Source organism: Oryzihumus sp. JJN4-3R (assembly GCF_057747915.1).
The window spans coordinates 158,416-183,406 of record NZ_CM173229.1; the positions used below are offsets into that span (position 1 = coordinate 158,416).

The window sequence follows — 24,991 nt, forward strand, 5'->3', positions numbered from 1 at the left end:
CCCGTGCTGCTGCCGTTGCTGCGCACCTACCTGCGTCCCTACCGGGGCGCCATCGCCCTGGTCGTGCTGTTCCAGCTGGTGCAGACGCTGGCGACGCTGTACCTGCCCGGGCTCAACGCCGACATCATCGACCAGGGTGTCGTCGTCGGGGACACCGCCAGGATCCTGTCGATCGGCGCCGTCATGCTTGCGGTCACCCTCGTCCAGGTGGTGGCATCGGTCCTGGCGGTCTGGTTCGGGGCGCGCACCGCGATGGCGCTCGGCCGGGACCTGCGCGAGGGGGTCTTCGTCGCCGTCGAGCGGTTCGCCGCCCAGGAGGTGGGGCGCTTCGGTGCCCCGTCGCTGATCACGCGCTCCACCAACGACGTCCAGCAGGTGCAGATGGTCGTCCTGCTGACCTTCACGATGATGGTCGCGGCGCCGATCATGTGCGTGGGGGGTGTCATCCTCGCCCTTCGCCAGGACGTCCACCTGTCCGCGCTGCTGCTGGTCTCGGTCCCGGCGCTCGTGGTCGCCGTGGTGCTGATCATCCGGCGGATGCGGCCGCTGTTCCGCTCCATGCAGGTGCGCATCGACGTCATCAACCGGGTGCTGCGCGAGCAGATCGGCGGCGTGCGGGTGATCCGGGCGTTCGTGCGCGACACGCACGAGCAGGAGCGGTTCGCCGGCGCCAACACCTCGCTGATGGACGTCTCGGTCGCCGTCGGCCGGCTGATGGCCCTGATGTTCCCGACCGTCCTGCTGGTGATGAACGCCTCCAGCGTGGCCGTCATCTGGTTCGGCGGGCACCGGATCGCCAACGGCGACATGCAGATCGGCACGATGACGGCGTTCCTCAGCTACCTCATGCAGATCCTCATGTCGGTGATGATGGCGACGTTCATGTTCGTCCTCGTCCCGCGCGCCGAGGTCTGTGCCGAGCGGATCACCGAGGTCCTCGACACCGAGCCGAGCGTGCAGGCGCCCGAGCAGCCGGTGGCGCTGCCGGTCGTGACCGGCGCCGTCGAGCTGCGCGGCGCGACCTTCGCCTACCCGGGGGCGCAGGAGCCGGTGCTGCACGCGGCCGACCTCGTCGCCCGGCCGGGGGAGACCACGGCCATCGTCGGCTCGACCGGGTCGGGCAAGACCACCCTGCTCAACCTCGTGCCGCGGCTGGTGGACGTCACCGGCGGGCAGGTCCTCGTGGACGGGCGGGACGTGCGCGAGGTGGAGCCGGAGCAGCTCTGGGCCGGGATCGGCCTGGTGCCCCAGCGGGCCTACCTCTTCTCCGGCACCGTCGCCTCCAACCTGCGCTACGGCCGCCCCGACGCCACCGACGAGGAGCTCTGGGAGGCGCTGCGGATCGCCCAGGCCGCCGACTTCGTCGAGCGGCTCGGCGGGCTCGAGACCCCCATCGCCCAGGGCGGCAGCAACGTCTCCGGCGGCCAGCGCCAGCGACTCGCCATCGCCCGGGCGGTGGTGCGCCGGCCGACGATCTACCTGTTCGACGACTGCTTCTCGGCGCTGGACTACTCCACCGACGCCGCCCTGCGGGCCGCCCTGCGCCCGGTCACCCGCGAGTCCGCCGTGATCACCGTCGCCCAGCGGGTGAGCACCATTCGCGACGCCGACCGGATCGTGGTCCTCGACGAGGGGCGGGTCGTCGGGACCGGCACCCATCGCGAGCTCATGGCGAGCTGCCCGACATACCGGGAGATCGTCCTGTCCCAGCTGACCGAGGAGGAGGCGGCGTGAGCGGCTCCACGACCACCACCTCGCGCCCGTCCCCGCCCCCGATGCGCGGCCCGATGGGCGCCATGATGGGCGGCCCGCCGGCCAAGGCGCTGGACTTCCGCTCCTCTGCGGTGCGGCTGGTGCGCTCGATGCGCCGCCAGCGCGCGCTCGTGGCGACCGTCTTCGCGCTGGGGGTCAGCAGTGTCACGCTGGCCGTGACCGGCCCGCGGGTGCTGGGGCACGCCACCGACATCATCTTCGCCGGGGTGGTCGGACAGCGGCTGCCGGCCGGGGTCAGCAAGGCCGAGGTCATCGCCCGGCTGCGGGCCACCGGCCAGGTCCGGATGGCCGACCTGCTCCAGGGCGTCGACGTCGTGCCGGGGCAGGGTGTCGACTTCGCCGCGCTGGCCCGGGTCCTGATGCTGGTCCTGCTCATCTACGTGGCGGCATCGCTGTTCGCGTGGATGCAGGGGCGGGTCACCACGACGATCGTCCAGCGGACGGTGTTCGCCATGCGCGAGGAGGTCGAGGCCAAGTTCGCCCGGCTGCCGCTGGCGTGGTTCGACGGCCGCTCGCGCGGGGAGATCCTCTCCCGGGTCACCAACGACATCGACAACATCGCCCAGTCGCTGCAGCAGACGATGAGCCAGCTGCTCACGGCGCTGCTGACTGTCGTCGGGGTGCTGGTGATGATGTTCGCGATCTCGCCGGTGCTGGCCGTGGTCTCGCTGGTCATGGTGCCGCTGTCGGCGGTGGTGACGATGCAGATCGGCAAGCGGGCCCAGCCGCGTTTCGTCCAGCAGTGGGCCACGACCGGGCGGCTCAACGGCCACATCGAGGAGATGTACACCGGCCACGCCCTGGTCAAGGTGTTCGGCCGCACGCAGGAGGCGCGGGAGGTGTTCGTCGAGCAGAACGAGCACCTCTACGAGTCCAGCTTCCGCGCGCAGTTCATCTCCGGCCTGATCCAGCCGGCGATGTTCTTCATCGGCAACCTCAACTACGTCTTCGTCGCCGTGATCGGCGGCCTGCGCGTGGCCTCCGGGGCGATCAGCCTCGGCGACGTCCAGGCGTTCATCCAGTACTCCCGGCAGTTCAGCCAGCCGCTGACCCAGGTCGCCTCGATGGCCAACCTGCTCCAGTCCGGGGTCGCCTCGGCCGAGCGGGTCTTCGAGCTGCTCGACGCGCCCGAGCAGAGCCCCGATCCCTCGCCGGCCGCGCCGGTGGAGGCGGTGCGCGGACGCGTCGCCTTCGAGGACGTCTCGTTCCGCTACACCGCAGACACCCCGCTCATCGAGCACCTCGACCTCGTCGCCGAGCCGGGGCACACCGTGGCCATCGTCGGGCCGACCGGCGCCGGCAAGACCACGCTGGCCAACCTGCTGCTGCGCTTCTACGACGTGGACGAGGGGCGGATCACGCTCGACGGCGTGGACACCCGGCTGATGCGCCGGGAGGACCTGCGCTCGCGGTTCGGGATGGTGCTGCAGGACACGTGGCTGTTCAGCGGGACGATCCGGGAGAACATCGCCTACGCCGCCGACAACGCCACGGACGAGCAGGTCCTCGCCGCCGCGACCGCGGCCTACGTCGACCACTTCGTGCGGACGCTGCCCGACGGCTACGACACGGTCATCGACGACGAGGGTGCCGGCGTAAGTGCCGGGCAGCGGCAGCTGCTGACCATCGCCCGCGCCTTCCTGGCCGACCCGGCGATCCTCATCCTCGACGAGGCGACCAGCTCGGTGGACACCCGCACCGAGGCGCTCGTCCAGCAGGCGATGGCCGACCTGCGGCGGGGGCGGACCAGCTTCGTCGTCGCGCACCGGCTCTCGACCATCCGCGACGCCGACCACATCGTCGTCATGGAGGAGGGCAGGATCGTCGAGCAGGGCACGCACGAGGAGCTCCTCGCCGCCGGCGGTGCCTACCACCGCCTGTATGCCGCGCAGTTCAGTGGCGCCGTGGTCCAGGACGAGGAGGTGGCTGCGGCACCGACCCGCGTTGGGCGCTGACCCGGGCTGGGTCTTGACCCGGGCTGGGTCTTGACCCGGGGTGGGCGCTGACCCGGGGCTGGGTGCTGTCGCGGAGCGCGGGCGAAGGCCATGGCGCGGGCGGAGGACGCCCGTGGGTCGGGCGCTGACCGGGCCCGTCGGGGGCGGCCCGTAGGGTCGGGCGCATGAGCGTCACGCTGACCGAGCACCACGACCGCGTCGCCGCCCGCGTCATCACCGCCCTCGCCGGTGAGGGCGCGCGGCTGCGCGAGGACCAGGCGACCGCGGTGGCCGAGCTGTCCCGCCCGGCCTCGCGGGTGCTGGTCGTGCAGGCGACCGGGTGGGGCAAGTCTGCGGTCTACTGGGCGGCCACCGCGATCCGCCGCGCCGACGGTGCCGGCCCGACGCTGGTCGTCTCCCCGCTGCTGTCGCTGATGCGCGACCAGGTCGGGGCGGCCGAGCGGGCGGGCCTGCGCGCCGCCACGCTGAACTCCTCCAACATCGACGCGTGGTCCTCGATCGAGGCGGCCCTGCTCGCCGACGAGCTCGACGTGCTGCTGGTGTCCCCCGAGCGCCTGGCCAACCCGGGCTTCGGCCGACGCGTGCTGGACCGGCTGGCCGGGCGACTCGGCCTGCTGGTCATCGACGAGGCGCACGCCGTCTCCGACTGGGGCCACGACTTCCGGCCCGACTACCGGCGCGTGTCCGACGTGCTGCGCGACCTCAACCCCGACACCCCGGTGCTGGCCACCACCGCCACGGCCAACGCCCGGGTCACCGAGGACGTCTCGGCCCAGCTGGGCGACTCCACCCTGGTGCTGCGCGGGCCGTTGGCGCGCTCCAGCCTCCAGCTGAGCGTCGTCGACCGGCTGACCCCGTTGCAGCGCTACGCGTGGGTGGTCGACCACCTGCCGGTCCTGCCCGGCTCCGGCATCGTCTACACCCTCACCGTCGCCGACGCCGAGCGCCTGACGGCCGCCATCCAGGCGGCCCACGGCGACGAGGTGCCGGTCGCGGCATACACAGGGGGTCTGGAGGCGGGGGAGCGCGAGCGGCTCGAGGACGCGCTCCGGCACAACCGGCTCAAGGCGCTCGTCGCGACGTCGGCTCTGGGGATGGGCTACGACAAGCCGGACCTCGGGTTCGTCGTGCACGTGGGCTCGCCGCCCTCGCCGGTGTCCTACTACCAGCAGGTCGGGCGCGCCGGGCGCGGCATCGACCATGCCCTGGTGGCGCTGCTGCCGTCAGACGCCGATGCGGGGGTGTGGGACTACTTCGCGACCGCAACGATCCCCGACCCCGACCAGATGCAGCAGCTCCTCGGCGAGCTGCCGGTGGGTGCCGATGCGCCGCCCGCCTCGGTGCCGGCGCTGGAGGCCGAGACCGGGCTGCGGCGCTCGCGGGTGGAGCTCATGCTCAAGCAGCTCGCCGTCGACGGCGCGGTCGACCGGGTCGAGGGCGGCTGGGTCTCGACCGGCAGGGACTGGGCCTTCGACGCGCCGCGCTACGAGGGGATCGTGGCCACGCGGCGGCGCGAGGCGGAGATCATGCGCTCCTACGTGCGCGGGCAGCGCTGCCTCATGCAGCTGCTCCAGGAGTCGCTCGACGACGACAGCGCGACGGCGTGCGGCCGGTGCTCGGTGTGCCTGGGCCGGCTGCCGGAGTCGCTGGCGGGCGAGCCCTCGGGGGAGACCGTCGCCGCGGTGGCGGGGCTCCTGCGCGGCCAGGTGCACGACCTCGAGCCGCGCAAGATGTGGCCCGGCGGGGCGTTCGGCACGAAGGGGCGGATCCCGCCGACGCTGATGGCCGAGACCGGTCGGGTCCTGATCCACGCCGACGCGCCGGAGTGGCGCGAGGTGGTGCAGGGCTCGTTCGGGTCGGACGGGCCGGCGCCGCAGGAGGTTCTCGACGGCGTCGTCCGGCTGCTGGGCTCGTGGCGGCAGAGCTGGCCAGCGCGCCCGGAGGTCGTGGTCGACCTTCCGGCCGCCGGGCTGTCCCGGATGACGGCGCAGGTCGCCGACCACGTCGCGTCCGTCGGCCGGCTGGGCCGGGCCTCGCTCGACCTGGCCGGCTCACGGCCGGGGCGTGACCTGGGTTCGGCTCAGGAGGCGGCCGGCTGGCGCGAGGCGGTCTCGGTTCCTGCCGAGACGGCCAGCTCGATGGCGGGTCGCGTCGTGCTGCTCGTGGTGGATGCGACCTCGACCCAGTGGGCAGTCACCGTGACGACGGCGCACCTGCGCCAGGCCGGGGCCGCTGCCGTACTGCCGCTGGTGCTGCACCGCCAGCCCTGATCCTGCGGTGCGGTGCGGTGCGGTGCGGTGCGGTGCGGGCGGCTGGCGTGGCGGGGGCGTCGCCGAGATCGCGGAGAGGAGCGGCGCCGCGTCGGGCAGCCGCCTCGCTGTCGCCAGATTCCAGCGCGCGGTAGCCGAAGCCGACCGGCGTGGTCACCAGCTCCTCGCTCGCCTGGCTGCACCTGACGCGACACGCTCACCGTCACGTTCACTCGCCTCTTCCGGCGACGCCTCGGATGAGCCGTTGGTGGGCCGGGTTGGTTGGTGTCAGCTGCGATGCCGAGACTGTTGGCAGCGCGGTCATGGCCTGTCGGTGGTCGAATGTATGTTCGAATCATGCACCAGGGGGATCGTCGTCAGGGGGCCGCGGCCAGCGGGTCCGGTGGCGTGCCCGGGCAGTGCCGAGGCGTCGAGTCGGCGGGGGCGGTGGCCTCGTTCGATGAGCGGTTCGCGGCGGTGGATGCCGCCGCAGGGGTGTTGACCGGGTTGGTCGAGGTGATGCACCAGTGTCAGGGGTCGGACCTGGGGTCGGCTTTGGGGCGCCTGGATGCGTTGCGGCGCCTGGTCGAGGCGGCCCAGGTGACGGTGCTGGGCGAGGCGGTCGAGCGCGGTGAGGTGACCGCCTCGCACGCGTCGGCGGCGGCGTGGGTGCTGGAGTGGGCGCCGTCGTACAGGTGCGGCGGGGTCAAGGACCTGGTCACCGTGGCCACCGCGTGCACCGGGCGGCCGGTCGTGGCGGGTCAGGTGATCGACCACGGGTCGGTGCAGCGGCTGCGGTCGTGCGTGCTGTCCGGGCGGGTCGGGGTGCGTGGGGCGGCGGTCGCTCTGGCGGAGATGCACAAGCTCGCGCCGCGCCTGACCAAGGAGGCGGTGCCGACGGTGTGGGAGGGCTTCCTGACGTTGGCGGCCTCCGAAGGCCCGTCGGCGGTGCGGGGGCTGCGGGAGCGGATCATCGCCATGTACGGGCGGGACCAGGAGTTCCAGGTGCGGCAGGACCGGCTCAAGCACGGGGTGTCCCTGTCGGCTGGGCGGGCTGATGACGGGATGGTGGAGTACCTCCTGCGGCTGGACCCCGAGGGCGCGAGTGTGTTGGAGGCGGCGATCGGGCCGCTGTCCGCCCCGCAACCGGCCGAGGGGGTCAGTGACTTGCGGAGCTCGGACCAGCGGCGTGGTGACGCGCTGGTGGCGGTGTGCCGGCGGTCGACCGCGGCGGCGGAGGGGGTCCCGGCGCAGGCGAAGGCGTTGCTGTTCCTGACGATGGACTACGACCAGTTGAAGGCCACGTGTGGGGCGGCGACCACCCTCGGCGACGGCCCCAGCGGCCCCAGCGGCTCAGGCGGCTCGGATGGCGGCCCCGGTGGCGGGCCGGTGTTGGGTAACGGGACCTTGATCGCGCCGGAGACGGTGCGCCGGATCGCCTGCGATGCCGCCGTCATCCCGATGGTCCTGGGCAGCAAGGGGGAGATCCTGGACCAGGGTCGCACCAAGCGCCTGTTCACCCCGGCGCAGCTCGCCCATCTGTGGAAACGCGACGGCGGGTGCACCATCCCGGGCTGCAACGCCCCGCCGTGGTGGTGCGACGGGCACCACGTCATCCACTGGGTCGACGGCGGTCCCACCGACGTGCGCAACGCCGCCCTGCTCTGCGGCCGACACCACACCCTGGCCCACCAGAAGGGCTGGACCGCCACCATCACCGACACCGGCGTCACCTGGCACCTGTAACGACCCCGCCCCGCACCCGGCCGGATGACGACCGGGTCAGCGGCATGCCTGTCGCGATCTGCCTCCGTCACCAAGGGCGCTCGACGTGGCGCTCAGAGTCAGCTCGAGAGCGCCTACTGGGGAGGCTCAGGCCGCCTGGCGAAGTCGTTCCAGAACACCATCACCCCGGCGTCCGGCTGGCTCCAGGTCGCGTGCATCGCGGCAGGGGTTCGCGCCACGTGGGAAATCCGGTGGGCCGCAGCGGCCGGGAGTGCTTGGCTGCTCAGTGCGCGCGAAGCAGTGCGCGCTGAAGCATTGCGACACAGCAGGGAAGGCATTGGCAGGGCACGCTCGTCCTGCCCACGTGTTGTCGAGTCGACAGAGGTGATCACGGTGGCTGGTTATGGGGCGCTCTCCGACGTGTACGAGTGGCTGATCCCGGACGCCAAGCTGACCCCTGCCGGCGCGGTCGCGGCCTTCGGTGATCTCGTGGAGTCCCTGCCGTCCGACGCGCGAGTCCTCGACTGCGCCTGTGGGACCGGCCAGCTCGCGGTTGGTCTCGCCGGACTAGGTCTGGACGTGGTCGCGGCGGACGCCAGTGGTGGGATGGTTCGCCGGACACAAGAGCTCGCCGACGAAGCGGGTGTCTCGCTGCGAACCCTTCACGCCAGCTGGGGTGAGCTGCCCGACCACCTCGATGCCTCGACGTTCGACCTGGTGTTCTGCGTGGGCAACTCGCTGGGACATGCCGACGGCGCGTCCGGCCGGTTGACCGCACTGGCCGCGATGTCGCGGCTGCTGAATCCGGGCGGACGCCTCGTGCTCACGTCGCGCACGTGGGAGCTGGTTCGCTCCAGCGGCTCGCGGCTGGAGACCCGCGATCGACTCGTCCGCCGCAACGGCCACGATGCGGTCGTCACCTACTACTGGCAGATCGAGCAGCGCTGGGAGCAGGAGCACCACCTGGAGATTGCGGTGGCACAGGTCGAGCCGGACGGGTCGGTCCGTTCCTGCTCGGAGCGGTTGTCCATCTGGCCGTTCCGGCACGAGGAGCTCGTGGCGCAGCTGAAGGACGTAGGGCTCAAGGTCGTGACCACCACCTTCGACGCCGATGCCGATGGGTACATGGTGGTCGCAGTCAAAGAGCATGCTGACGGTCACGTCTGAGCTGTCACCCCGAGCGCCCTGACCGCCAGCGTCATGCCACCCACGCTGCTCAGGAGCTCAGTGAGTGGCTTGGGCTGGCGCGACGAAGACCTGCAACTGCACGGTCAGCGTCGACCCGGCGTCGATGGACCCCGCGGCGGCGGTACCGGCAGGCGCGAGCTGCACCGAGGAGACCAGTGCCGTCCGCGGTCCGTCGTGCTGCAACGCCTTCAGGAACTGCTGCTGGCGCTCCGCCGGGCCGGTCGCCGTGATCGTGACCGGGATGGAGTAGACCGACCCTGCGGTAGCAGCGCCACCCGTGCCCACCGGTGCGTTCGCGCCAGATGGCTGGGGCGGTGCCCCAGGACCTCTGCCGATCGGGGCCGGCGCCCCGGCGAGGACGCTGCCGATACTCAAACCGGCGGCGGCAGCCTGGTGCCCGACCTGTCGGAGGAAGTCCGGCATCGCGTTGTCGGACGGCAGTGCCGCCTGAGCGGCTCCGAGGCGTTGCTGGAGCTGGGGGAGCTGGAGGCTCTCCCGCCGCAGCTGCACGAGCCGGGTCTGGAGAACGGTGGCCTGGTCCTGGGCGGCCGAGGTCTGGTCATCCAGCTGCGAGCCGTCGGCGAGCCGTGGTGAGACGAGGAAGAACCACGAGGCGGCCAGGATGACCACCGACAGGAGTATGCCGCCCACCATCAGCAAGCGGTCCGTGCGGGCGCCGATCATCGTGTGCTCCCTGTCCCCGTGCTCGATCCAGTGCTGGTGCTGGTGCCGGTGCCGGTGCCGGCAGTCGAAGTCGTGCCAGTGCCCGCGCCAGTTCCAGCGCTGCTCCCGGAGGTCGGATCGGGCTGTGTGGATGCGGCGGATCCCGTTGTGGGAGAGGCCGTTCCCGCAGAGGGCCGGGCCGGCGCAACGGGCCAGAGCCGGTCCGTGAGGGTGAGCTGGAGCGAGTAGTCGACGGTGGCTGCGCCCGCGTGGCTGGAGGCCGGGTAGGGCTGGACCACCCCGGCGATCTTCGCGAGCCGGTCGACGTAGGCCGACACGTCGTCCAGCCGGCGCGCCGCCCCGGTGATGGTCACCGACCCGATGTGCCGTTGCCCCGACGCATCCAGCGCCCCGGCGCCACCGCTGCTCCCGGCGGCGGAGGTCGTGGATCCGGCGCCCTGGCCATCGCCGTCGAGGGTGACGGTGAGCTGGGTGATCGACACGCCGCTGGGGAGGGCACCCCGCAGGGCCGCGAGCAGCGCCTGCATGTCGACCGAGTGCGCGGTCAGCGTCGACCCCTGGGCACTGAGCCGAGCGGTCTGCGCCTTGACCTGCACGACGCCGGCAAACTGGCGCTGCTGCGCCATCAGCCGGGTCGTCGTGGCCTGGGCCTCGGCGAGGCGGTCGGCAGCGACGTGGGTGCGCCACGTTGCGGCAACGAACCCACCGGCGACCACCACGAGAACGACGATGAGCACGATGACGTTCGTCCGGCGGACGGCCCGCACCCGCCGGGCCTGCAGCACCTCCGGGGGGAGCAGGTTCGCCGCGAGCCGCCACCCGGGCGCGACCAGGGGCGCCGTGGTCACCGGAGGCAAGGGGGCAGGGGAGGGCGCCGGTGCACCCAGTACGGCGGTCATGCTGCCGCTCCCATCGCGAGACCGACGGAGACCGCCGTGGCCAGCCGCTGGCGCTCGGCCTCACGCACCTCACGGTTGGCCCAGCGGCTGCGGATGTGCTGCAAGGCCGGCACGACCGCGGAGTGGATGCCCACCTGCTCGGTGAGCAGCTCGGCGAGCCCCGGCAGCTCCGCGCACCCGCCGGTGAGGGCGATACGGTCCAGCCGCAGTCCCGGGTTGGTGGTGTGGAAGTACTGGATCGAGCTGCGGACCTCGGCCACCAGCGGCCGCACCGCCTCGCGCAGCGCGAGGGTCACGGCACGGTCGGAGCCGGTGAGCCCGTGTTCGCGCTTGGCCTGCTCGGCCACGTCCGTGGCCAGGTCGGCGCGTTCGGCGAGCTTGTCAGTCAGCTCCTGCCCGCCCCGCGTGACGCTGCGCACGACCTTGGGCACCCCGCCGGCGTGGACGACGATGCTCGTCAGGTGCGCGCCGAGGTCCACGACCGCCTCCAGCGGCAGCCGCTCGTCCGCGATGGAGCGCAGTGCCGCGAACGAGGACAGGTCGACCCGCGCGACGTGCAGGCCCGCCCGCTCGACCGCGCTGACCGCCGCGACGACCGGCCCGCGAGGGGTGGCGACGAGCAGGCCGGAGATCGTGTCCGCAGATCCTGCCGAGCCGGCAGCAGCCGATGAGCCGGCACGGCCAGCGGAACCCGTTGTGGCAGAGAGGTTCTCGAGCGGCAGGAAGTCGAGAACTACCTGGTCCATCGGCAGCGGCACCACCTCCCGCGCCTGGAACGGCAGCGCCTTGGCGAGCTGGGCCCGCCCGAGGTTGGGCATCTGCAGGTCGCGCACGACCACCTGCTGGTTGGTGATGCCCAGGATGACACTGCGGCCCTCGATCGCGTTCTCCTCCCACAGCTGTCGCAGCGCGCGGGTGACCAGCGCCTGGTTCATCACGACCCCGTTGACGACGGTCCCGGGGGTGAGGGCCACCTCCCCGACGCCGTGGATCGAGGCCGCCTGCCGCCCGTCGCGGGCGTTGATGGCCACCACGGCGGCGCGCACGGCGGTGGCGCCGATGTCGATCCCCACGGCCAGGCCGTCCGGGTTGGTGACCGCGCTGACCGTGCTGCTGCGGTGTCGACGTCTCATGGCTGCTCCTTGCGGGCGGGGTGGTGCCGGGTCATTGGCCGAGGGCCACGTGCAGGTAGAAGGTGCCGATCGGCCCGCCGGCGAACACGCCCACCAGGGCCCCGGCCACCATGAAAGGCCCGAACGGCAGGGCGGTTCGGCGCGTCCCCCGTCGCAGGCCGAGCACCACGACGCCGGCGACACCGCCGAGCAGGAACGCCGTGAACGCCCCCACCAGCAGCGCCGGCACCGAGATGAACGCGGTGACGGCGCCGACCAGCCCCGAGAGCTTCACGTCGCCGAACCCCATCCCCGCGGGGTAGGCGAACGCGAGGGCGAGGTACACGGCATACAGGCCCGCCCCACCGATCAGGGCCCGCAGCGCGGCAGGCCCGTCGTGTGAGGCCCCGGCGGCAAGCAGCAGGAGCCCGCCGAGCAGCGGGTAGGCGGGCAGGACGATGGCGTCCGGTAGGCGACGGCAGTCGAGGTCGATGAGGGAGAGGGCCACCCCGGCGGCGGTGAAGGCGAGGTATGCCGGGACGGCCGGCAGCCGGCCCAGCGCATCCAGGCGGGCGGTCACCGCGACGAAGAGCACCGCGGTCGCGAGCTCGACTGCGGGGTAGCGCAACGGGATTCGCACGCGACAGTCCGCACAGCGACCCCGCAGCGCCAGCCAGCCCGCGACCGGGACGTTGTGCCGCGCGCGCACCGCGTGACCGCAGGCCGGGCAGTGCGACGGCGGGTGCACCACCGACTGCCCCAGCGGCACCCGGTGGATCACGACGTTGAGGAACGAGCCGACCGCGAGGCCGAGGAGGGCGGCGGGCAGGAGGAGGATCGGCAGCGCCATCAGGACCCCGTCGCCACGGCGATGACGTTCCAGGTGCGGTTGGCGACCTGGCCGGAGGGTGTCGGCAGCCACGGCACCCGCAGGCCGCCCTTGGGGTTCCGCCCGGCCTTGAGGTTGTCGTAGTTGTACGCCAGCGTCATTCCGGGCCGCGTGATGCTCGACTGGGCCGGATGCCCCTGGAACTGCACCTTGGTCACGCCGCGGTGGTACTGGTACAGCCCGCCGAAGACGTTGATGTTGCCGTCGTCCCCGGCGCGGGCGACATTGTCGACCATGAAGCTGCCGCGCAGGGCGAAGATCGAGCCGTAGAGGTAGCTGTCCGAGTTCTTCGACTTTCCCTTGCTCATGGCCGGGGCCGCCGCCTCCTTGTACATCGTGGCCGGCGGGTAGCCCGGCCAGTCCGGCAGCGTGGTGTAGGCCCCGGTGATGTCGTCGGGGCACCAGCCCGGCGAGGTGGTGCCGGTGGGGTCGTCCTGGACGCAGGACAGGGGGCGGTAGATGCGCACGTTGTGCCCGGCCACGAACGCCCAGCCGTCGTTGGTGGTGTCGAGGTTGGTGTTCGCGTAGCGCGCCTCGCCGGTCAGCAGGATGTCGTGCTCGGCCACGAGCGAGAGCTGGCCGTCCAGGGTGCCCTCGACGTACACGTCGCCGTAGCCGGTGGAGTACGTCGTGATGTCGCGGTTGGGGTCGCTGTAGGACGTGCCGAACCACGGGAAGCCCGCGCTCGAGTTGACCGGCGCCGTTGCCGTGGAACGGGATCGGGTGACCGTGCCGCTGACGGCCGTGGTGGCGGTGGGCTTGGGGTCGTTCTGCTTCGTCCCGCAGGCGGCCGTGCCGCAGGCGTAGCGGGTGAGCGTCACCGTCCAGCTCGTGACCGCGGTGCTGTAGCCGCCGCCGGCGACCTGCTGGAGGAACGGGTCCGCCGGGCTCAGGGCGGGCGGCGTGGTCGCGGTGGCAGTGGTCCAGGGCGAGGCGGCGGCGACGGTCAGGGTGTAGGCAACGGCCTTGGCGGCCATCGCCCCCGGCACGGTGTCGCTGACGACTGCGGGGTTGAGCCTCGCCAGCAGCTGGTCGTGCAGCTTCTTCAGGACGTCGGCGTCGGCGGTGCTCGTGGTGGCGACCACCGCGTCGGCGGTGGCCTTCAGGCCGGCCAGGACGTCCTCCTTGACCGGCGTGGCCGTCCCGGTCTCGCAGTCCAGGGTCCGGCGCAGCGCGGGGTTCGCCGGCGACGGACAGGCCGAGGTCGGGGAGTACGTCGCCGTGTCGGTCCACGAGCCGCCGAGGGAGTCACCGCTTCCGGCCGCCGGGACGCTCAGCGAGGTGCCGAGCTGGAACACCGGGCTCGTCGCCGTGGCGACCTGCGGGGTCAACGGCGCCGGGTTCTTCACGTAGATCAGGGCCCGCGACACCGGCACCTGTGCGTCGACAACCCCACCGCCCGCGGAGGCGTTGGTGTTGGCCCACGCCCCGGTGCTCGTGTAGCAGAAGCGTGAGGCGGAGGTGTCGGTGCTGCTGGCCGGTGGGGTCCCCGGGCTGGTGACGTAGGCGATGCCCTGCTTGACCAGGACGCGGGTCGGCCCGGTGTAGGTGCACGTCGCCAGCGGCTTGGCCGCGGTGGGGTCCGCCGGCAGGTCCAGCTTGTTGGGCGTGTATGTCGGGAACTGCGCGGCGTGGGTGCCCAGCGGGTAGCCGTCGCCGTCGGGGAGGGTGTAGCTGGCGAACGTCCGGTAGTGACCCGGGCCGACCTCGGGGTGCGGCGTCAGGAAGAGGTTCGAGTCATGCACCTTGCCCGTCCACAGCGTGTATGCGGCGTCGTTGAACTGCGCGCCCTTGTTGTTGTTCTTGACGTCGTTGAGCAGGTAGGCGTCCTGCGTGTAGACGGGACCGTTGAACACCATGTCGGGCTCGAAGGCGACGTCGCAGGTGTCGTTGTGGGTCACGGGCGCCGGGCTTCCCACGGCGGGGGTGTAGGTGCCGCGCTCCTGGACCCAGGCGAAGTCGGACCCGCTGTCCGGGCGCCGGGTGAGGTTGCTGTAGGCATCGTTGGTGGCCCGGCCGGGTCCTCCGTCGTTGGGGTAGTAGAGGTCGTTGCAGATGCCCGTGCCGTGCGTCGGGTAGTCGGCGTCGGTGGGCACCGGCAGCCCGCGCCAGGTCAGCGTGCCCGGCAGGGGTGTCGAGGCGAGCTGGGAGCCGGAGAGGCTGGTGCTGCTGTCCAGCCGGATGCTGCGTGGGGCGTAGAGGCTGTCGAGGTAGTCGGGGGAGTAGGTCTCGAACTTGGTGTAGTACTCCAGGTTCGGGAAGCCGGGCTGGGCGTTGAAGTCCGCGACGAGCGTGGTGGTGCGGAAGCGTGTCCGGGAGGCATCCACGGGGACCTGGCCCACGGACCGCAGCCGGGCGACATACGCCGCCTTGAAGGTGACCGTCCAGACGAACGAGCCCGCCGTGCCGGTGCCGTCCGCACCCTTGACCGCGACTCCGGGCTGCGTCACCGGGTTGGTGACGGCCGGCGAGCTGGTCAGGCCCTGGACCAGCCACGTGCACTGGGGGTCGTCCGGGCACTGGCTGTTGACCATGGCCGTGAAGTCCTCGATGCCGGCCTGTGCCGCGGCCATCGCCTGGCCGTCGTCGAGGCTGCGCTTGGCCGGGCGGATCTGCGAGACCAGGGTCGTGGTGGCGGTGCTGAGCAGCAGCATGATGAGCAGGCTCACCAGGAGGACGAGCACCAGTGCCTGGCCGGACTCGTCCCCGGGGCGGAGGCGGCGGCGCCGGGCCGAGGGTGTGGCCGTGGGGGTGGGGCTCATGACGGGAAGCCGGAGCTGACCGAGGCCGAGGAGGAGTAGTCCTGCGTCGTCTGGCCGGAGGGGTCCTGCACGGTGAAACCGATGTCGATCCGGCCGATGTTGCCGAGCATGCTGTCCGCCGAGCCGTCACCGGTCAGGGGGCCGGCGAGCACCTGGTGCGTGCCCGCGGCGAGCTGCGGGTCGAGCAGGCCGGCGCCGGCGGGCGCCTTGACGCACAGGCCCGGTGCAGGGCCGGATCCGTTGCGGCACAACGGCTGGCTGGTGTCGACGGCCACGCCGGTCTGGTTGTACGGCGTGAAGACCCATGAACCGGAACGCGCCTGGGCGTCCAGCGCGAGCTGGCGCACCGTCACCGGGGTCGTGTTGTCGCTGCCGAAGACGACCTGCACGAGGTGCCCCCGGCCGGTCGCCACGTCGGTGACGTCGAGCATCAGCGCGACCTTCGTCGGCGCGGTGGCGGTGCTGCTGGCGGTGTTGCGGTTGGCCAGGTTGGCGTAGAAGACGACCTTGGTGGGCGTGACCTCCTCGAACCGGTCGACCTTGCCGGTCGGGTCCAGCCAGCCGGCGACCCGCAGCATCGCGGTCCAGTTGTCGAGCGTGAGGCGCGCGTCGGCAGTGCTCTGGTTCGTGGCGATCGTGGTGTTGCCGGCGTGGTTGGCCCCGACGAAGAAGCTGGTCGACATGGTGCCGACGATGGCGGTCAGGGTCATGGCGACCATGAGCTCGGCGAGGGTGATGCCGGCGTCGCCGGTGGCGCGGACCCGGTCCAGGCGCCGACCCAGCCGCCGGGTCAGGCCGGTCAGCATGCGAGGACCGTGTCGTAGCGGACCGTGCGGCCCTGGGTGTTGGCCCAGCTGACCACGACGGAGACGGCGCGGGAGTTGGCCACGGGGTCGCAGGGGCTGGTCGCCGCCGGCGTCAGCTGCGGGGTCACCGTGTAGGTCGTGGACTTCAGGACCACGGTGCGCGGGTCGGCATCGAGTGCGCGGCCTGTCGAGCTCTGCAGCCGCAGCCGCTCGACCTCCTGGCGGGCCAGACTGCCTGCGGCCACACGGTTCTGGGTCGTGCGGGTCGTCACCATCAGGGAGACCAGGGCGTAGCTCGCGGCGGTGGCCACGATGCCCAGCAGGGCGATCGAGACGACAGCCTCGATCAGGGTGAAGCCCTCGTCGCCGGTGTGGCCGGCGGTGCGTCGTGGGTCGCGGGCCGGGGGGGCGGGGACCGACTCCGGGGAGATCGCGCGCGGCCGGCGCGGCAGGGGAGTCGCGCAGCGGCGGGCCAGGGGGAGCGACATCGGGGGACACCTCCTCGAGGAGGGCGAGGGCTGGTCATGCGGGGGACGTGCGCAGGGTGCTGCGCCAGGGCGAGGTGCGGACAGCGAGCGGTGCGAGGGGGATTGGTGGGGTGGCCCGGGGGACAGGCCACCCCACCGGAGGGGTCTAGCTCGCGGCAATCACCGTCTGACCGGTGCTGCTGTCGTACGTGTACTTCTTGTCGCCACCGGTGGTGTTGCTCCCGACCACGGTGTACTTCTTCGCCGTGCCGTCATAGGCATAGGTCAGCGTGTTTCCCGGCGACACGTTGATGGTCTGGTCCGATCCGGGGGAACAGGTCAGGGGAATCGACGTCGTCGGTGTCGCTCCGCTGTTCGTCGCGCTGCCTCCCGCGGGATAGGTGTTGTTCGCCTCGGTGGCGCACTGCTCGATGGCAGGAATGGCGTTGCGCACGTCTGCCTGGGCCGACTTGTTCTTCGCGCCCTTCTGGTAGTTCAGGTAGAGCGGGATGGCGATCGCGATGAGGACGCCGATGATCACGACGACGACCAGCAGCTCGATGAGGGTGAAGCCCTGCTCGCCCTGGGCGCGACGGGCGCGGATCTCGTGGAACTTCGTGAGCATGTGAGCCTCCTTGGCTCTAAGGGGAGCTCGCCGCGCGAGTTTCCGGCCGAAGCCGGTGAGGGGAGAAAGATCTCTCGCCGTGCGAGGGAAATGCGGTTGAGGAATACGCTTTCCGGAGGTTGACACCACCGGGTGGGACGGCTGAAAGCGTTGCAGTCGCGATGATTTCGCCGATCCGCCATTACCAACTGCTGACCATTGGCAGGTGAGGAATTGCCTGTACCAAGAATTGCGGGAGGAATGACTCTGCTGATTGTCCGAATTGCCAAGAACGTCGCCAAGAATTGGTATCGCGGGGCAGTTGGCGATGATTGTCCGAATTGCCGCAGGGAGATTCACCGCTGAACATCCGCATCTGCCCGAATTGCCCCTGAGCCCGCCAACGCCGCGGCGCCTCCGCGCAGCCCGTGGGGAACGCGGCCGGGCAGATGCCGTCAGTTGGACTGGATGTGCTGGTAGATGCTGAACATCGGCAGGTACAGGCAGATCACCATCGTGCCGATCACGGTGCCCAGCAGGACCACCAGGACCGGCTCCAGGGCCGACGTGAGCGACTCCGTGGCCGTCTCGACCTCGTGGTCGTAGAAGTCGGCCAGCTTGTCCAGCATCTCGGTGATCTGGCCTGTCTCCTCACCGACCTCGAGCATCTGCACCACCATCGGGGGGAAGAGCGGGTGCCGGCCCAGCGGGCCCGACATCTGCAGTCCGGCCCGGACGGCGGCCCGCACGTCGTCCATGGCCTCGGCGATGACCGCGTTGCCGGCCGTGCCGCCGACCACCTCGAGGGCCTGGAGCACCGGCACTCCGACGCCGAGCAGCGTCCCGAGGTTGCGCGCCCAGCGGCTGATCGCGAGCTTGGTCAGGAGCTTGCCGAACACCGGCACGCGCAGCTTGAGCCGGTCCATGCGCAGCCGGAAGGCTGGGCTGGAACGCAGGCGCGCGCGATACGTCCGCGTGCCCAGGAGGACCACGGCGATGGTGAGCGGGCCCGCCCACGGCATGGCGTGCGAGAGGACGACCATCACCTTGGTGGGCAACGGGAGCTCGCCGCCGAGCTGGGCGAACATCTTCTCGAAGATGGGGACGATGAAGATGATGACGCCCGCGCCCATCAGCAGCGAGAAGAGCAGCACGATGACGGGATAGGTCATGGCGCCCTTGATCTTGGCGCGCAGGTTGGCGTCGGCTTCATACATCTTGGCCACGCGCTCGAGGGCGTCGTCGAGGAAGCCGCCAGCCTCGCCGGCGCGAATCATGTTGACCATCAACGGCGGGAACTGGTCAGGGTGCCGTCCCATCGCCGCCGACAGGGTCATGCCGCCCTGCACGTCGGAGCGCACCTGGGTGATCGTCTTCTGCAGCTTGGGTTTGGCGGTCTGCTCCTCGAGGATGCCCAGGGCACGCATCAGCGACAGTCCCGAGGTGCTCATCGACGCGAACTGCCGCGCGAAGACGGCGAGGTCGCGCAGGTTCGTCCGGCCGGCGAGGCCCGGGATCTGCAGCTCCCGTTGCAGGCCGGTGCCGGCCTGCGCGACCTCCAGCGGCACGAGGCGTTGCTCGGTCAGGGTGTGGGTGACCGCCGACTCGGACTCGGCCTGGAGCTTGCCCTTGTGCAGCGCGCCCGTGGAGTCCAGCGCCTGGTAGGTGAACGTCTTCGTCGGCACGGCCGCTCAGCCCCGCGCCAGCCGCTGGAACTCGGCCTCGTCGTGGCACAGCTCGAGGCCGGTGCTGTAGCTGATCAGGCGTTCGCGGTGCCGCTGGGCGAGGTGCTGGTCGAAGCTGATCATGCCCAGGTCGCCTGAGGACTGCAGGAACGACGGGATCTGGTGGACCTTGCCCTCGCGGATGAGGTTGCGGATGGCCGGGGTCGCGAGCATGACCTCACAGACCACGGTGCGGCCGTGGCCGTCGCGGGTCGGCGCGAGCGCCTGGGTCACCACGGCCTGGAGGCAGTTGGCCAGCTGCGCGCGGATCTGCTGCTGCTGGTGCGGCGGGTAGATGTCGATGACCCGGTCGATCGTCTGCGCCGCTGACTGCGTGTGGAGGGTGGCCAGGACGAGGTGGCCGGTCTCGGCCGCGGTGATCGCCACCGCCGTCGTCTCGAGGTCACGCAGCTCGCCGACGAGGATGATGTCGGGGTCCTGGCGCAGGACGTGCTTGAGCGCCGTGGCGAAGTCCTCGGTGTCCGCGCCGACCTCGCGCTGGTTGACCAGGCAGCGCTTGTGCTCGTGGACGTACTCGATCGGGTCCTCGATGGTGACGATGTGGCCGTCACGGGTGCTGTTGGCGACGTCGAGCAGGCTGGCCAGCGTCGTGGACTTGCCCGAGCCGGTGGGCCCGGTGACCAGGACCAGCCCACGTGGCAGCCCGGCCAGGGACTCCACGGCGTGCGGCACGCCGAGGTCGGTCAGCGACCGGATGTGGTGCGGGATGGCGCGCATCACCGAGCCGATGGCGCCGCGCTGGCGGTAGACGTTGACGCGGAAGCGGCTCACGCCCGGGATCTCGTAGGCCGTGTCCAGCTCGTTGTCGCGCAGGAACCGTTGCCACGCCTCGTCATCCAGCAACGAGCGCACGAGGCGCTCGGTGTCGGCTGCGGTGAGCGGGTCGCGTCCCGGCGCCGGTGCGAGGGCGCCGTGCACCCGGATGCTGGGGGCGGCGCCGACGGTCAGGTGCAGGTCGGAGCCGCCGACCTGGACGGTGTCGATCAGCAGCGCATCCAGCTCGTCGCGGACCCGGGTCGTCGTGGCGAACGCCGGGTCGGGGGCCGCGGGGGCCGGGTGGAGCAGGTCGTCGAGGGCGCTCATGGTTGCTCCTCGGGGCAGGGCGCAGGGCGCGGAGGGTCTCTGGCGTCAGGGTGACGGCCACGCCGGCGGCCGCAGGCCGTCTTGGCCAACCGCTGACCTTCTCCAGCCCAAGCGGTGACCTGTGGGCCCGGGTGAGTCCCGGCATACCGGGCATCCCGGTCAAAGTCCCGGTCTGTGGGTCGGGCAACCGGACAGGCAACGGGTCGGGCATCGGGACAAGGCAACGCGGCGGGCAACGAGCCGGGGAGCCTGGGGCCACAGGCTTCCCGCCGGTCAGACGGTGACCCGCAGGACCTCCTCGAGGGTGGTCAGCCCGGCAGCCGCCTTCTCCAGGCCGTCGTCGCGCAGGGTCACCATGCCCTCGGCGAGGGCCGCCCGCGCGATCTCGGTGGCCGGGGCGTTGGCGACGGTCAGCCGCTCGATCTCCTCGCTGACCGGCATCACCTCGTTGACCGACAGCCGTCCGCGATACCCGGTGTTCGCGCACGAGCGGCAGCCGGTCGCGCGCCACAGCTGCGCGGGGCGCGGCAGCCGCTCCAGCGGCCAGCGCGCCGCGACCAGCTCGGCCTCCTCCGGCTCGTATGCCGTGCGGCACCACTCGCACAGCCGGCGGGCCAGGCGCTGGGCCAGCACGGCGTCCAGTGAGGAGCCGACGAGGAAGGGCTCGATGCCCATCTCGACCAGACGGGTCATCGAGCTCGGCGCGTCGTTGGTGTGCAGGGTGGAGAGCACCAGGTGTCCGGTGAGGGCGGCCTCGATCGCGAGCTGCGCGGTGGTGCTGTCGCGGATCTCGCCGACGAGGACGATGTCGGGGTCGGAGCGCAGGATCGCCGGCAGGACGGCCGCGAAGGTCAGCCCGGCCTTGGCGTTGACCTGCACCTGGTTGATCCCGTCGATGCGGTACTCCACCGGGTCCTCGACGGTGATCACGTTGATCTCGGGTCGGGCGATCTCGGTCAGCGTGGCGTAGAGCGTCGTGGACTTGCCCGAACCGGTCGGGCCGGTGACCAGCACCATCCCGTGCGGCTTGCGGAAGCTGGCCGAGAAGCGGTCGTAGTTGAGCGGACTGAAGCCGAGCTTGCGCAGGTCCAGGTCGACGCCGCCGGTGTCCAGGACCCGGAGCACGATCTTCTCCCCCCAGACGGTGGGCAGGGTGGCGGAGCGCAGGTCGATGCTGCGGCCGCCGACGTCCACCGTGAGCCGGCCGTTCTGGGGGACCCGCCGCTCCGTGATGTCCAGGCCGGACATGATCTTCAGCCGGGAGGTCAGGGCAGCCTGGACGCCGCGCGGCACCGAGTCGATCTCGTGCAGCACGCCGTCGATGCGCAGCCGCACCCGAACGTCGTGCTCGCTCGGCTCGAGGTGGATGTCGGAGGCCCGGCTGGTGATCGCCCGCTGGAGCAGGGCGCTGACGTAGCGGACGACGGGCGCGTCCTCGTTCGTCGCGGTCAGCTGCTCGGTGCCGTGGGACTCGTCGGCGGCGATCTGGGCGGCGGCCTCGTTGAGGTCGGTGCTCTGGCGCGAGTAGCGGTCCAGCAGCCGCCCCAGCTCCTCGGGGGTCGCCACGACGGCCCGCACGGCCAGGCCGGTCGCGGCGCGGACGTCGTCCAGCCCGATGACGTCACCGGGGTCGAGGACCGCGACGGTGACCGTCGTGTCGGTCGCGGCGATCGGCAGCATCTGGTGTCGGCGGGCCAGCGCCAGTGGAACCCGGCTCATGGCGGCGTGGTCCACCGGGAAGCCGGCCAGCTCGACCGCGTCCACGCCGTAGGCGTCGGCGACGGCGGAGGCCAGCTCGAACTCGGTGATCAGCCGCTCCTCGACCAGCACCGTGGTGACCGGCTGGCCGCTCTCGTCGGCCTCGCGCATCGCGCGGGCGAGGGAGTCCTCGCTCAGCCCGCGGTCGCGCAGCGCGTTGAGGACGGTGTGGACTGCCTGATCCATGAGGGTGCTCCCGCCCGCCGAGGCGCCGGCGCAGGACCGGCGTGGCGCCGGCGTCGACCGGCGTGCTCGGGACGATACGGGCGGGCCGTGGCCGGTGTGGTCGAGTTGACCGGCGCCTTACCCGGCGCCCGCGTCGCACGTCGCACAGCGCGCCCGTCGCACAGCGCGAACGTCGGGCTGCGGTGAGCCCGACGTTCGCGCGAGCGCGCGCTCAGCCGAGGGTCAGCACCGCCAGGGTCGTGCTGGCGGCCACGACGGCCGAGGTGACCAGGGCCACGGTGCGATCAGGCCACGGGAAGCGTGCGGCCATCCCGGGCGCGGCAGCGGGCAACGGCTGCGCCCGTCGGCGCCGGGCGGTGCTGATGGCAGCCCCGACGAGGAGCACGCCGACGAGGAGCAGTCCCAACGCTGCGCCGAGGGAGCCGCCGAACCAGCGCACCATCGCCGCGGGCAGTGTCTGCAGGGCGGCCAGGCTGCCCAGGGCGAGCAACGGCAGGCTGCGCGAGAGCACGGCGGCGAGCACGATGGCCCCGACCGTGACGAGGCTGAGCACCGTGCCCCAGTTGGACTGCATGGTCGTCATCGAGCCGACGATCGCCCCGAACGAGCCCAGCATCACGCCCAGGTTGGGCGTGCCCGGCTCGCCGACCCAGGGGAGCACGCCGCCCCACGACAGCACGGCCCAGATGGCGGCCGCGCCCCACGTCGCCAGCCCGGCGCCTCCTTCGCTGGCCATGGGCAACAGGGATGCCGCGGCCGCGACCGTGCCCATCACCCCGGCGAAGGTCGCGGCGTGCTGCAGCGGGTGGTGGTGCGCGTACCACAGGGCCACCGCGGCCACGGTGGTCGTGGCGGCGACGAAGAGGGCGAGGTTGCTGTTGGTCCACCCCAGCGTCTCGCTCCCGAACAGCGACATGAAGCCGGCGACAGCGACCGTCGCCGCCAGCCACAGGACGGCCCGCAGCCGACGACCGGTGTCACCCAGGCTGGCTGGGACGAGCGCTCCGCCGGTCAGGAGCAGCGCTGCCGCCGCCGCGACAAGGGCGAGCCTCCCGGTGGTGGGCAGGTCGTTCCAGAAGCGGGCCGCGACGAGCCCCGCTGCCACGAGGATGATGACGCCGCCGAGGTAGCCCAACGCCTCGGTGACCAGCGAGGAGCGTCCCGGCTCTGGTGGCATCGGGCCGGCAGCCGCTGCCGTGGTGCGTGTACGTCCCTCGGGTCCGGGCGGGGCAACCGCCGTGCCCGAGGGGGCAGTGGCAGCGGGGGCAGCGGGGGCCGGGCGCGCTGGGGTATCGGGCGCAGGGGCACGGGGCGCTGCTGGGTGGGGGAGGGCCGTCGGTGCCGCGAGGTCGGCCCGCATCCACGCGGCCTGCGCGGGGGAGACCAGCCCCTCCGCGACCCAGCGGTCGACCAGGGCGCCCATCTCCACGGGTGAAGATGAGGGTGAGGGTGAGGGTGAGGGTGAGGGTGGTGCGATGGGCGGAGCGGTGCTCAGGGTTGAACCTGAGCCCGAGGCGGAGCTCGTGTCGGAGCACGAGGCGGAGCTCGTGCCGGAGGTCGTGCCGGAGCCAGGGCTGGGGCTCGGAGCAACGGTCACGACAGGCTGCTGGGGTTCGTGGGCGTCCTGACCCTCGCGGGGATCACCGGTGCGCGTGTCCATACCTCAATCGTCGTTCCGGCCGGCCAGCACCGGCGGGGCACTAGGTCACCGTGACGGTGGTCGCCTCAGATAACGGGCCCAGGCAAAGCTTGCGCAGGGACCCAAGCGCCACCCTGCACAGGGACCCAAGCCACAGCCCGTGCGGGGAGGGGGTCACCGGTTGCGGCGCCAGATGTCGGCGTTGAGGGCGGTCGCGAACAGGCCCCACGCCGCGTAGGGAGCCAGCGCTCGCGCCGCCGGGGCGTCACGCCGTCGTGCCTGGTCGACGAGGGCCACGTTGAGCACGTCGAGGGCGGCGATGGCGACGACCCCCTTGCCGGGAGCCTTGCCCTTGAAGAAGACCCAGCACCACCCGGCGTTCGCGACCAGGTCGGCCGCCAGCAGCCCGGCCAGCCGGCGGCGTCGGGCCGGGTCGGGCTCGGCGTCGAGCATCCGCGCCGACCCCCAGGCGATCAGGCCGTAGAGCGGGGTCCACACCAGGGGGAAGGCCAGCGGCGGTGGCTGCCACGGCGGCTTGGCCAGCGAGCGGTACCACCGGGACTGCGGGTCGGTGCCCAGGCCCCCGACGAGGGCGGTGGCCGCCGACGCCAGGGACGTGGCGAGCAGCGTGCGCCTCATCGCCGCGCCTCCACCCGGGGAGCCCACGGTCTCATCCACGGCGTCTCCGGCCAGCCCTCGGCGGCGGCCATGAGCGGGAACGCGGTGGCGCCGTCGATCGACTCGCGGACGATGTCGGCGTGCCCGGTGTGCCGGGCGATCTCCTGGACCAGGTGCAGCAGCACCCAGCGCACCGACCACGCCTCCACGTCCTGGGGGAACCACGGTGAGTCCCGCGGCACCGGCACGGGCTGACCGAGGTCCTCGACCTCGGCGATGGCGGCCTCCGTCTCGGCGGCGACCTCGTCGAGCAGGTCGAGGACGTCCTGGAGCGTCTCGCCCTCGGCCAGGTGGAAGTGGGCGAAGTAGTCCTCCCGTGAGTACGTCTGCGGGACCTCGCGCACCCGCTCGGTCCAGACGCGCTCGGCCATCGCGACGTGCTTGATGAGGCCGCCGACGCTGAGGGCGCTGGCGGTCGGTGTCGCGCGGGCCTGCTCGTCGGTCAGCCCGTAGGCCGTCAGGCGCAGGACGTAGCGCATCTGGGCGAGGTAGGCCAGCAGGCCGTCCCGCTCGTCGGTGATGGGTCGGACGGTCCCCGGCATGGCGCACCTCATCGGTTGACGGACAGCTCGTGACGTCTTCGATGCTGGCACCATCCACCGACAGCCACCACGGGGAGGGGCCGCGACCGGCACGGCATACCGGCCAATCCGCCCGGAGGGCGGCTCCGAACGGCTCCCGTGCCGTCGGCAGCACCTGCCGTCGCGCCGTCACGCCGTCACGGGCGGCGCGCGCGGGCAGGGTGACGGCGGGTCGGCAGGGGACGTCCCTGACGACGGCGACCGAGCA

General features: G+C 72.0%; 19 protein-coding genes. 5 read left to right on the plus strand and 14 right to left on the minus strand.

Going from position 1 to position 24,991, the window contains the following annotated elements:
- The first annotated feature begins 3 nt into the window (after window positions 1-3).
- From AC3ANM_RS00695 to AC3ANM_RS00715, 5 genes are all read left to right on the plus strand, one after another.
- Window positions 4-1,734, plus strand: a complete 1,731-nt coding sequence (locus AC3ANM_RS00695; RefSeq protein WP_488286220.1) for an ABC transporter ATP-binding protein — start codon at window positions 4-6, stop codon at window positions 1,732-1,734.
- 41 nt (window positions 1,735-1,775) lie between these two features.
- Entirely contained in the window at window positions 1,776-3,728 is a 1,953-nt protein-coding gene (locus AC3ANM_RS00700; protein WP_488287892.1) for an ABC transporter ATP-binding protein, read from the plus strand.
- Between the two features lie 164 nt (window positions 3,729-3,892).
- Window positions 3,893-5,998 (plus strand): RecQ family ATP-dependent DNA helicase, encoded by a 2,106-nt coding sequence (locus tag AC3ANM_RS00705; RefSeq protein WP_488286221.1) that lies wholly within the window; start codon window positions 3,893-3,895, stop codon window positions 5,996-5,998.
- A 336-nt stretch (window positions 5,999-6,334) separates the two neighbouring features.
- Window positions 6,335-7,723: an HNH endonuclease signature motif containing protein gene (locus AC3ANM_RS00710; protein WP_488286222.1), complete on the plus strand. Its 1,389-nt coding sequence runs from the start codon at window positions 6,335-6,337 to the stop codon at window positions 7,721-7,723.
- Between the two features lie 363 nt (window positions 7,724-8,086).
- Window positions 8,087-8,869, plus strand: coding sequence for a class I SAM-dependent methyltransferase (locus AC3ANM_RS00715; RefSeq protein WP_488286223.1), 783 nt, complete (start codon window positions 8,087-8,089; stop codon window positions 8,867-8,869).
- Window positions 8,870-8,926: 57 nt separating this feature from the next.
- Here AC3ANM_RS00715 and AC3ANM_RS00720 read toward each other — a convergent pair whose 3' ends face one another.
- The 14 genes from AC3ANM_RS00720 to AC3ANM_RS00785 all read right to left on the minus strand — a co-directional run bounded on the left by AC3ANM_RS00720 (window position 8,927) and on the right by AC3ANM_RS00785 (window position 24,744).
- The gene (locus AC3ANM_RS00720; protein ID WP_488286224.1) at window positions 8,927-9,574 is read right to left on the minus strand and encodes a hypothetical protein; all 648 of its coding nucleotides are present in this window, start codon (window positions 9,572-9,574) and stop codon (window positions 8,927-8,929) included.
- A complete protein-coding gene (locus AC3ANM_RS00725) occupies window positions 9,571-10,422 on the minus strand; it encodes a hypothetical protein (RefSeq protein ID WP_488286225.1) in 852 nt (283 codons plus the stop codon). The genes AC3ANM_RS00720 and AC3ANM_RS00725 overlap by 4 nt, the downstream gene beginning before the upstream one ends.
- Window positions 10,423-10,469: 47 nt before the next feature.
- Entirely contained in the window at window positions 10,470-11,606 is a 1,137-nt protein-coding gene (gene pilM / locus AC3ANM_RS00730; RefSeq protein WP_488286226.1) for a type IV pilus assembly protein PilM, read from the minus strand.
- A gap of 31 nt (window positions 11,607-11,637) precedes the next feature.
- Window positions 11,638-12,435 carry a prepilin peptidase gene (locus tag AC3ANM_RS00735; RefSeq protein ID WP_488286227.1) on the minus strand — a complete coding sequence of 266 codons (798 nt, stop codon included), beginning with the start codon at window positions 12,433-12,435 and terminating at the stop codon, window positions 11,638-11,640.
- Window positions 12,435-15,236: a hypothetical protein gene (locus AC3ANM_RS00740; protein WP_488286228.1), complete on the minus strand. Its 2,802-nt coding sequence runs from the start codon at window positions 15,234-15,236 to the stop codon at window positions 12,435-12,437. Before AC3ANM_RS00740 ends, AC3ANM_RS00735 begins: the two co-directional genes overlap by 1 nt.
- Window positions 15,233-16,042: a hypothetical protein gene (locus AC3ANM_RS00745; RefSeq protein ID WP_488286229.1), complete on the minus strand. Its 810-nt coding sequence runs from the start codon at window positions 16,040-16,042 to the stop codon at window positions 15,233-15,235. The genes AC3ANM_RS00740 and AC3ANM_RS00745 overlap by 4 nt, the downstream gene beginning before the upstream one ends.
- Window positions 16,036-16,530, minus strand: coding sequence for a prepilin-type N-terminal cleavage/methylation domain-containing protein (locus tag AC3ANM_RS00750; protein WP_488286230.1), 495 nt, complete (start codon window positions 16,528-16,530; stop codon window positions 16,036-16,038). Before AC3ANM_RS00750 ends, AC3ANM_RS00745 begins: the two co-directional genes overlap by 7 nt.
- Window positions 16,531-16,675: 145 nt before the next feature.
- Window positions 16,676-17,134 (minus strand): prepilin-type N-terminal cleavage/methylation domain-containing protein, encoded by a 459-nt coding sequence (locus AC3ANM_RS00755; RefSeq protein WP_488286231.1) that lies wholly within the window; start codon window positions 17,132-17,134, stop codon window positions 16,676-16,678.
- A gap of 434 nt (window positions 17,135-17,568) precedes the next feature.
- Window positions 17,569-18,798: a type II secretion system F family protein gene (locus AC3ANM_RS00760; RefSeq protein ID WP_488286232.1), complete on the minus strand. Its 1,230-nt coding sequence runs from the start codon at window positions 18,796-18,798 to the stop codon at window positions 17,569-17,571.
- A 6-nt stretch (window positions 18,799-18,804) separates the two neighbouring features.
- Entirely contained in the window at window positions 18,805-19,941 is a 1,137-nt protein-coding gene (locus AC3ANM_RS00765; protein ID WP_488286233.1) for a type IV pilus twitching motility protein PilT, read from the minus strand.
- 273 nt (window positions 19,942-20,214) lie between these two features.
- Window positions 20,215-21,885 carry a GspE/PulE family protein gene (locus AC3ANM_RS00770; protein ID WP_488286234.1) on the minus strand — a complete coding sequence of 557 codons (1,671 nt, stop codon included), beginning with the start codon at window positions 21,883-21,885 and terminating at the stop codon, window positions 20,215-20,217.
- A gap of 211 nt (window positions 21,886-22,096) precedes the next feature.
- Window positions 22,097-23,062 (minus strand): hypothetical protein, encoded by a 966-nt coding sequence (locus AC3ANM_RS00775; RefSeq protein WP_488286235.1) that lies wholly within the window; start codon window positions 23,060-23,062, stop codon window positions 22,097-22,099.
- A 636-nt stretch (window positions 23,063-23,698) separates the two neighbouring features.
- Window positions 23,699-24,163: a TspO/MBR family protein gene (locus tag AC3ANM_RS00780; RefSeq protein WP_488286236.1), complete on the minus strand. Its 465-nt coding sequence runs from the start codon at window positions 24,161-24,163 to the stop codon at window positions 23,699-23,701.
- On the minus strand, window positions 24,160-24,744 hold the full coding sequence (locus AC3ANM_RS00785; RefSeq protein WP_488286237.1) for a DinB family protein: 585 nt from the start codon (window positions 24,742-24,744) through the stop codon (window positions 24,160-24,162). The genes AC3ANM_RS00780 and AC3ANM_RS00785 overlap by 4 nt, the downstream gene beginning before the upstream one ends.
- Window positions 24,745-24,991: the final 247 nt, after the last annotated feature.

Excerpts from the sequence above, each read along its gene's own strand:
- AC3ANM_RS00780 (WP_488286236.1), bottom strand. The coding sequence starts at position 24,163 with ATGAGGCGCACGCTGCTCGCCACGTCCCTGGCGTCGGCGGCCACCGCC.
- AC3ANM_RS00785 (WP_488286237.1), bottom strand. The coding sequence starts at position 24,744 with ATGCCGGGGACCGTCCGACCCATCACCGACGAGCGGGACGGCCTGCTG.
- AC3ANM_RS00700 (WP_488287892.1), top strand. The coding sequence starts at position 1,776 with ATGCGCGGCCCGATGGGCGCCATGATGGGCGGCCCGCCGGCCAAGGCG.
- AC3ANM_RS00750 (WP_488286230.1), bottom strand. The coding sequence starts at position 16,530 with ATGTCGCTCCCCCTGGCCCGCCGCTGCGCGACTCCCCTGCCGCGCCGG.
- AC3ANM_RS00775 (WP_488286235.1), bottom strand. The coding sequence starts at position 23,062 with ATGCCACCAGAGCCGGGACGCTCCTCGCTGGTCACCGAGGCGTTGGGC.
- AC3ANM_RS00770 (WP_488286234.1), bottom strand. The coding sequence starts at position 21,885 with ATGGATCAGGCAGTCCACACCGTCCTCAACGCGCTGCGCGACCGCGGG.
- AC3ANM_RS00710 (WP_488286222.1), top strand. The coding sequence starts at position 6,335 with ATGCACCAGGGGGATCGTCGTCAGGGGGCCGCGGCCAGCGGGTCCGGT.
- AC3ANM_RS00765 (WP_488286233.1), bottom strand. The coding sequence starts at position 19,941 with ATGAGCGCCCTCGACGACCTGCTCCACCCGGCCCCCGCGGCCCCCGAC.
- AC3ANM_RS00705 (WP_488286221.1), top strand. The coding sequence starts at position 3,893 with ATGAGCGTCACGCTGACCGAGCACCACGACCGCGTCGCCGCCCGCGTC.
- AC3ANM_RS00740 (WP_488286228.1), bottom strand. The coding sequence starts at position 15,236 with ATGAGCCCCACCCCCACGGCCACACCCTCGGCCCGGCGCCGCCGCCTC.
- AC3ANM_RS00745 (WP_488286229.1), bottom strand. The coding sequence starts at position 16,042 with ATGCTGACCGGCCTGACCCGGCGGCTGGGTCGGCGCCTGGACCGGGTC.
- pilM (WP_488286226.1), bottom strand. The coding sequence starts at position 11,606 with ATGAGACGTCGACACCGCAGCAGCACGGTCAGCGCGGTCACCAACCCG.
- AC3ANM_RS00720 (WP_488286224.1), bottom strand. The coding sequence starts at position 9,574 with ATGATCGGCGCCCGCACGGACCGCTTGCTGATGGTGGGCGGCATACTC.
- AC3ANM_RS00755 (WP_488286231.1), bottom strand. The coding sequence starts at position 17,134 with ATGCTCACGAAGTTCCACGAGATCCGCGCCCGTCGCGCCCAGGGCGAG.
- AC3ANM_RS00735 (WP_488286227.1), bottom strand. The coding sequence starts at position 12,435 with ATGGCGCTGCCGATCCTCCTCCTGCCCGCCGCCCTCCTCGGCCTCGCG.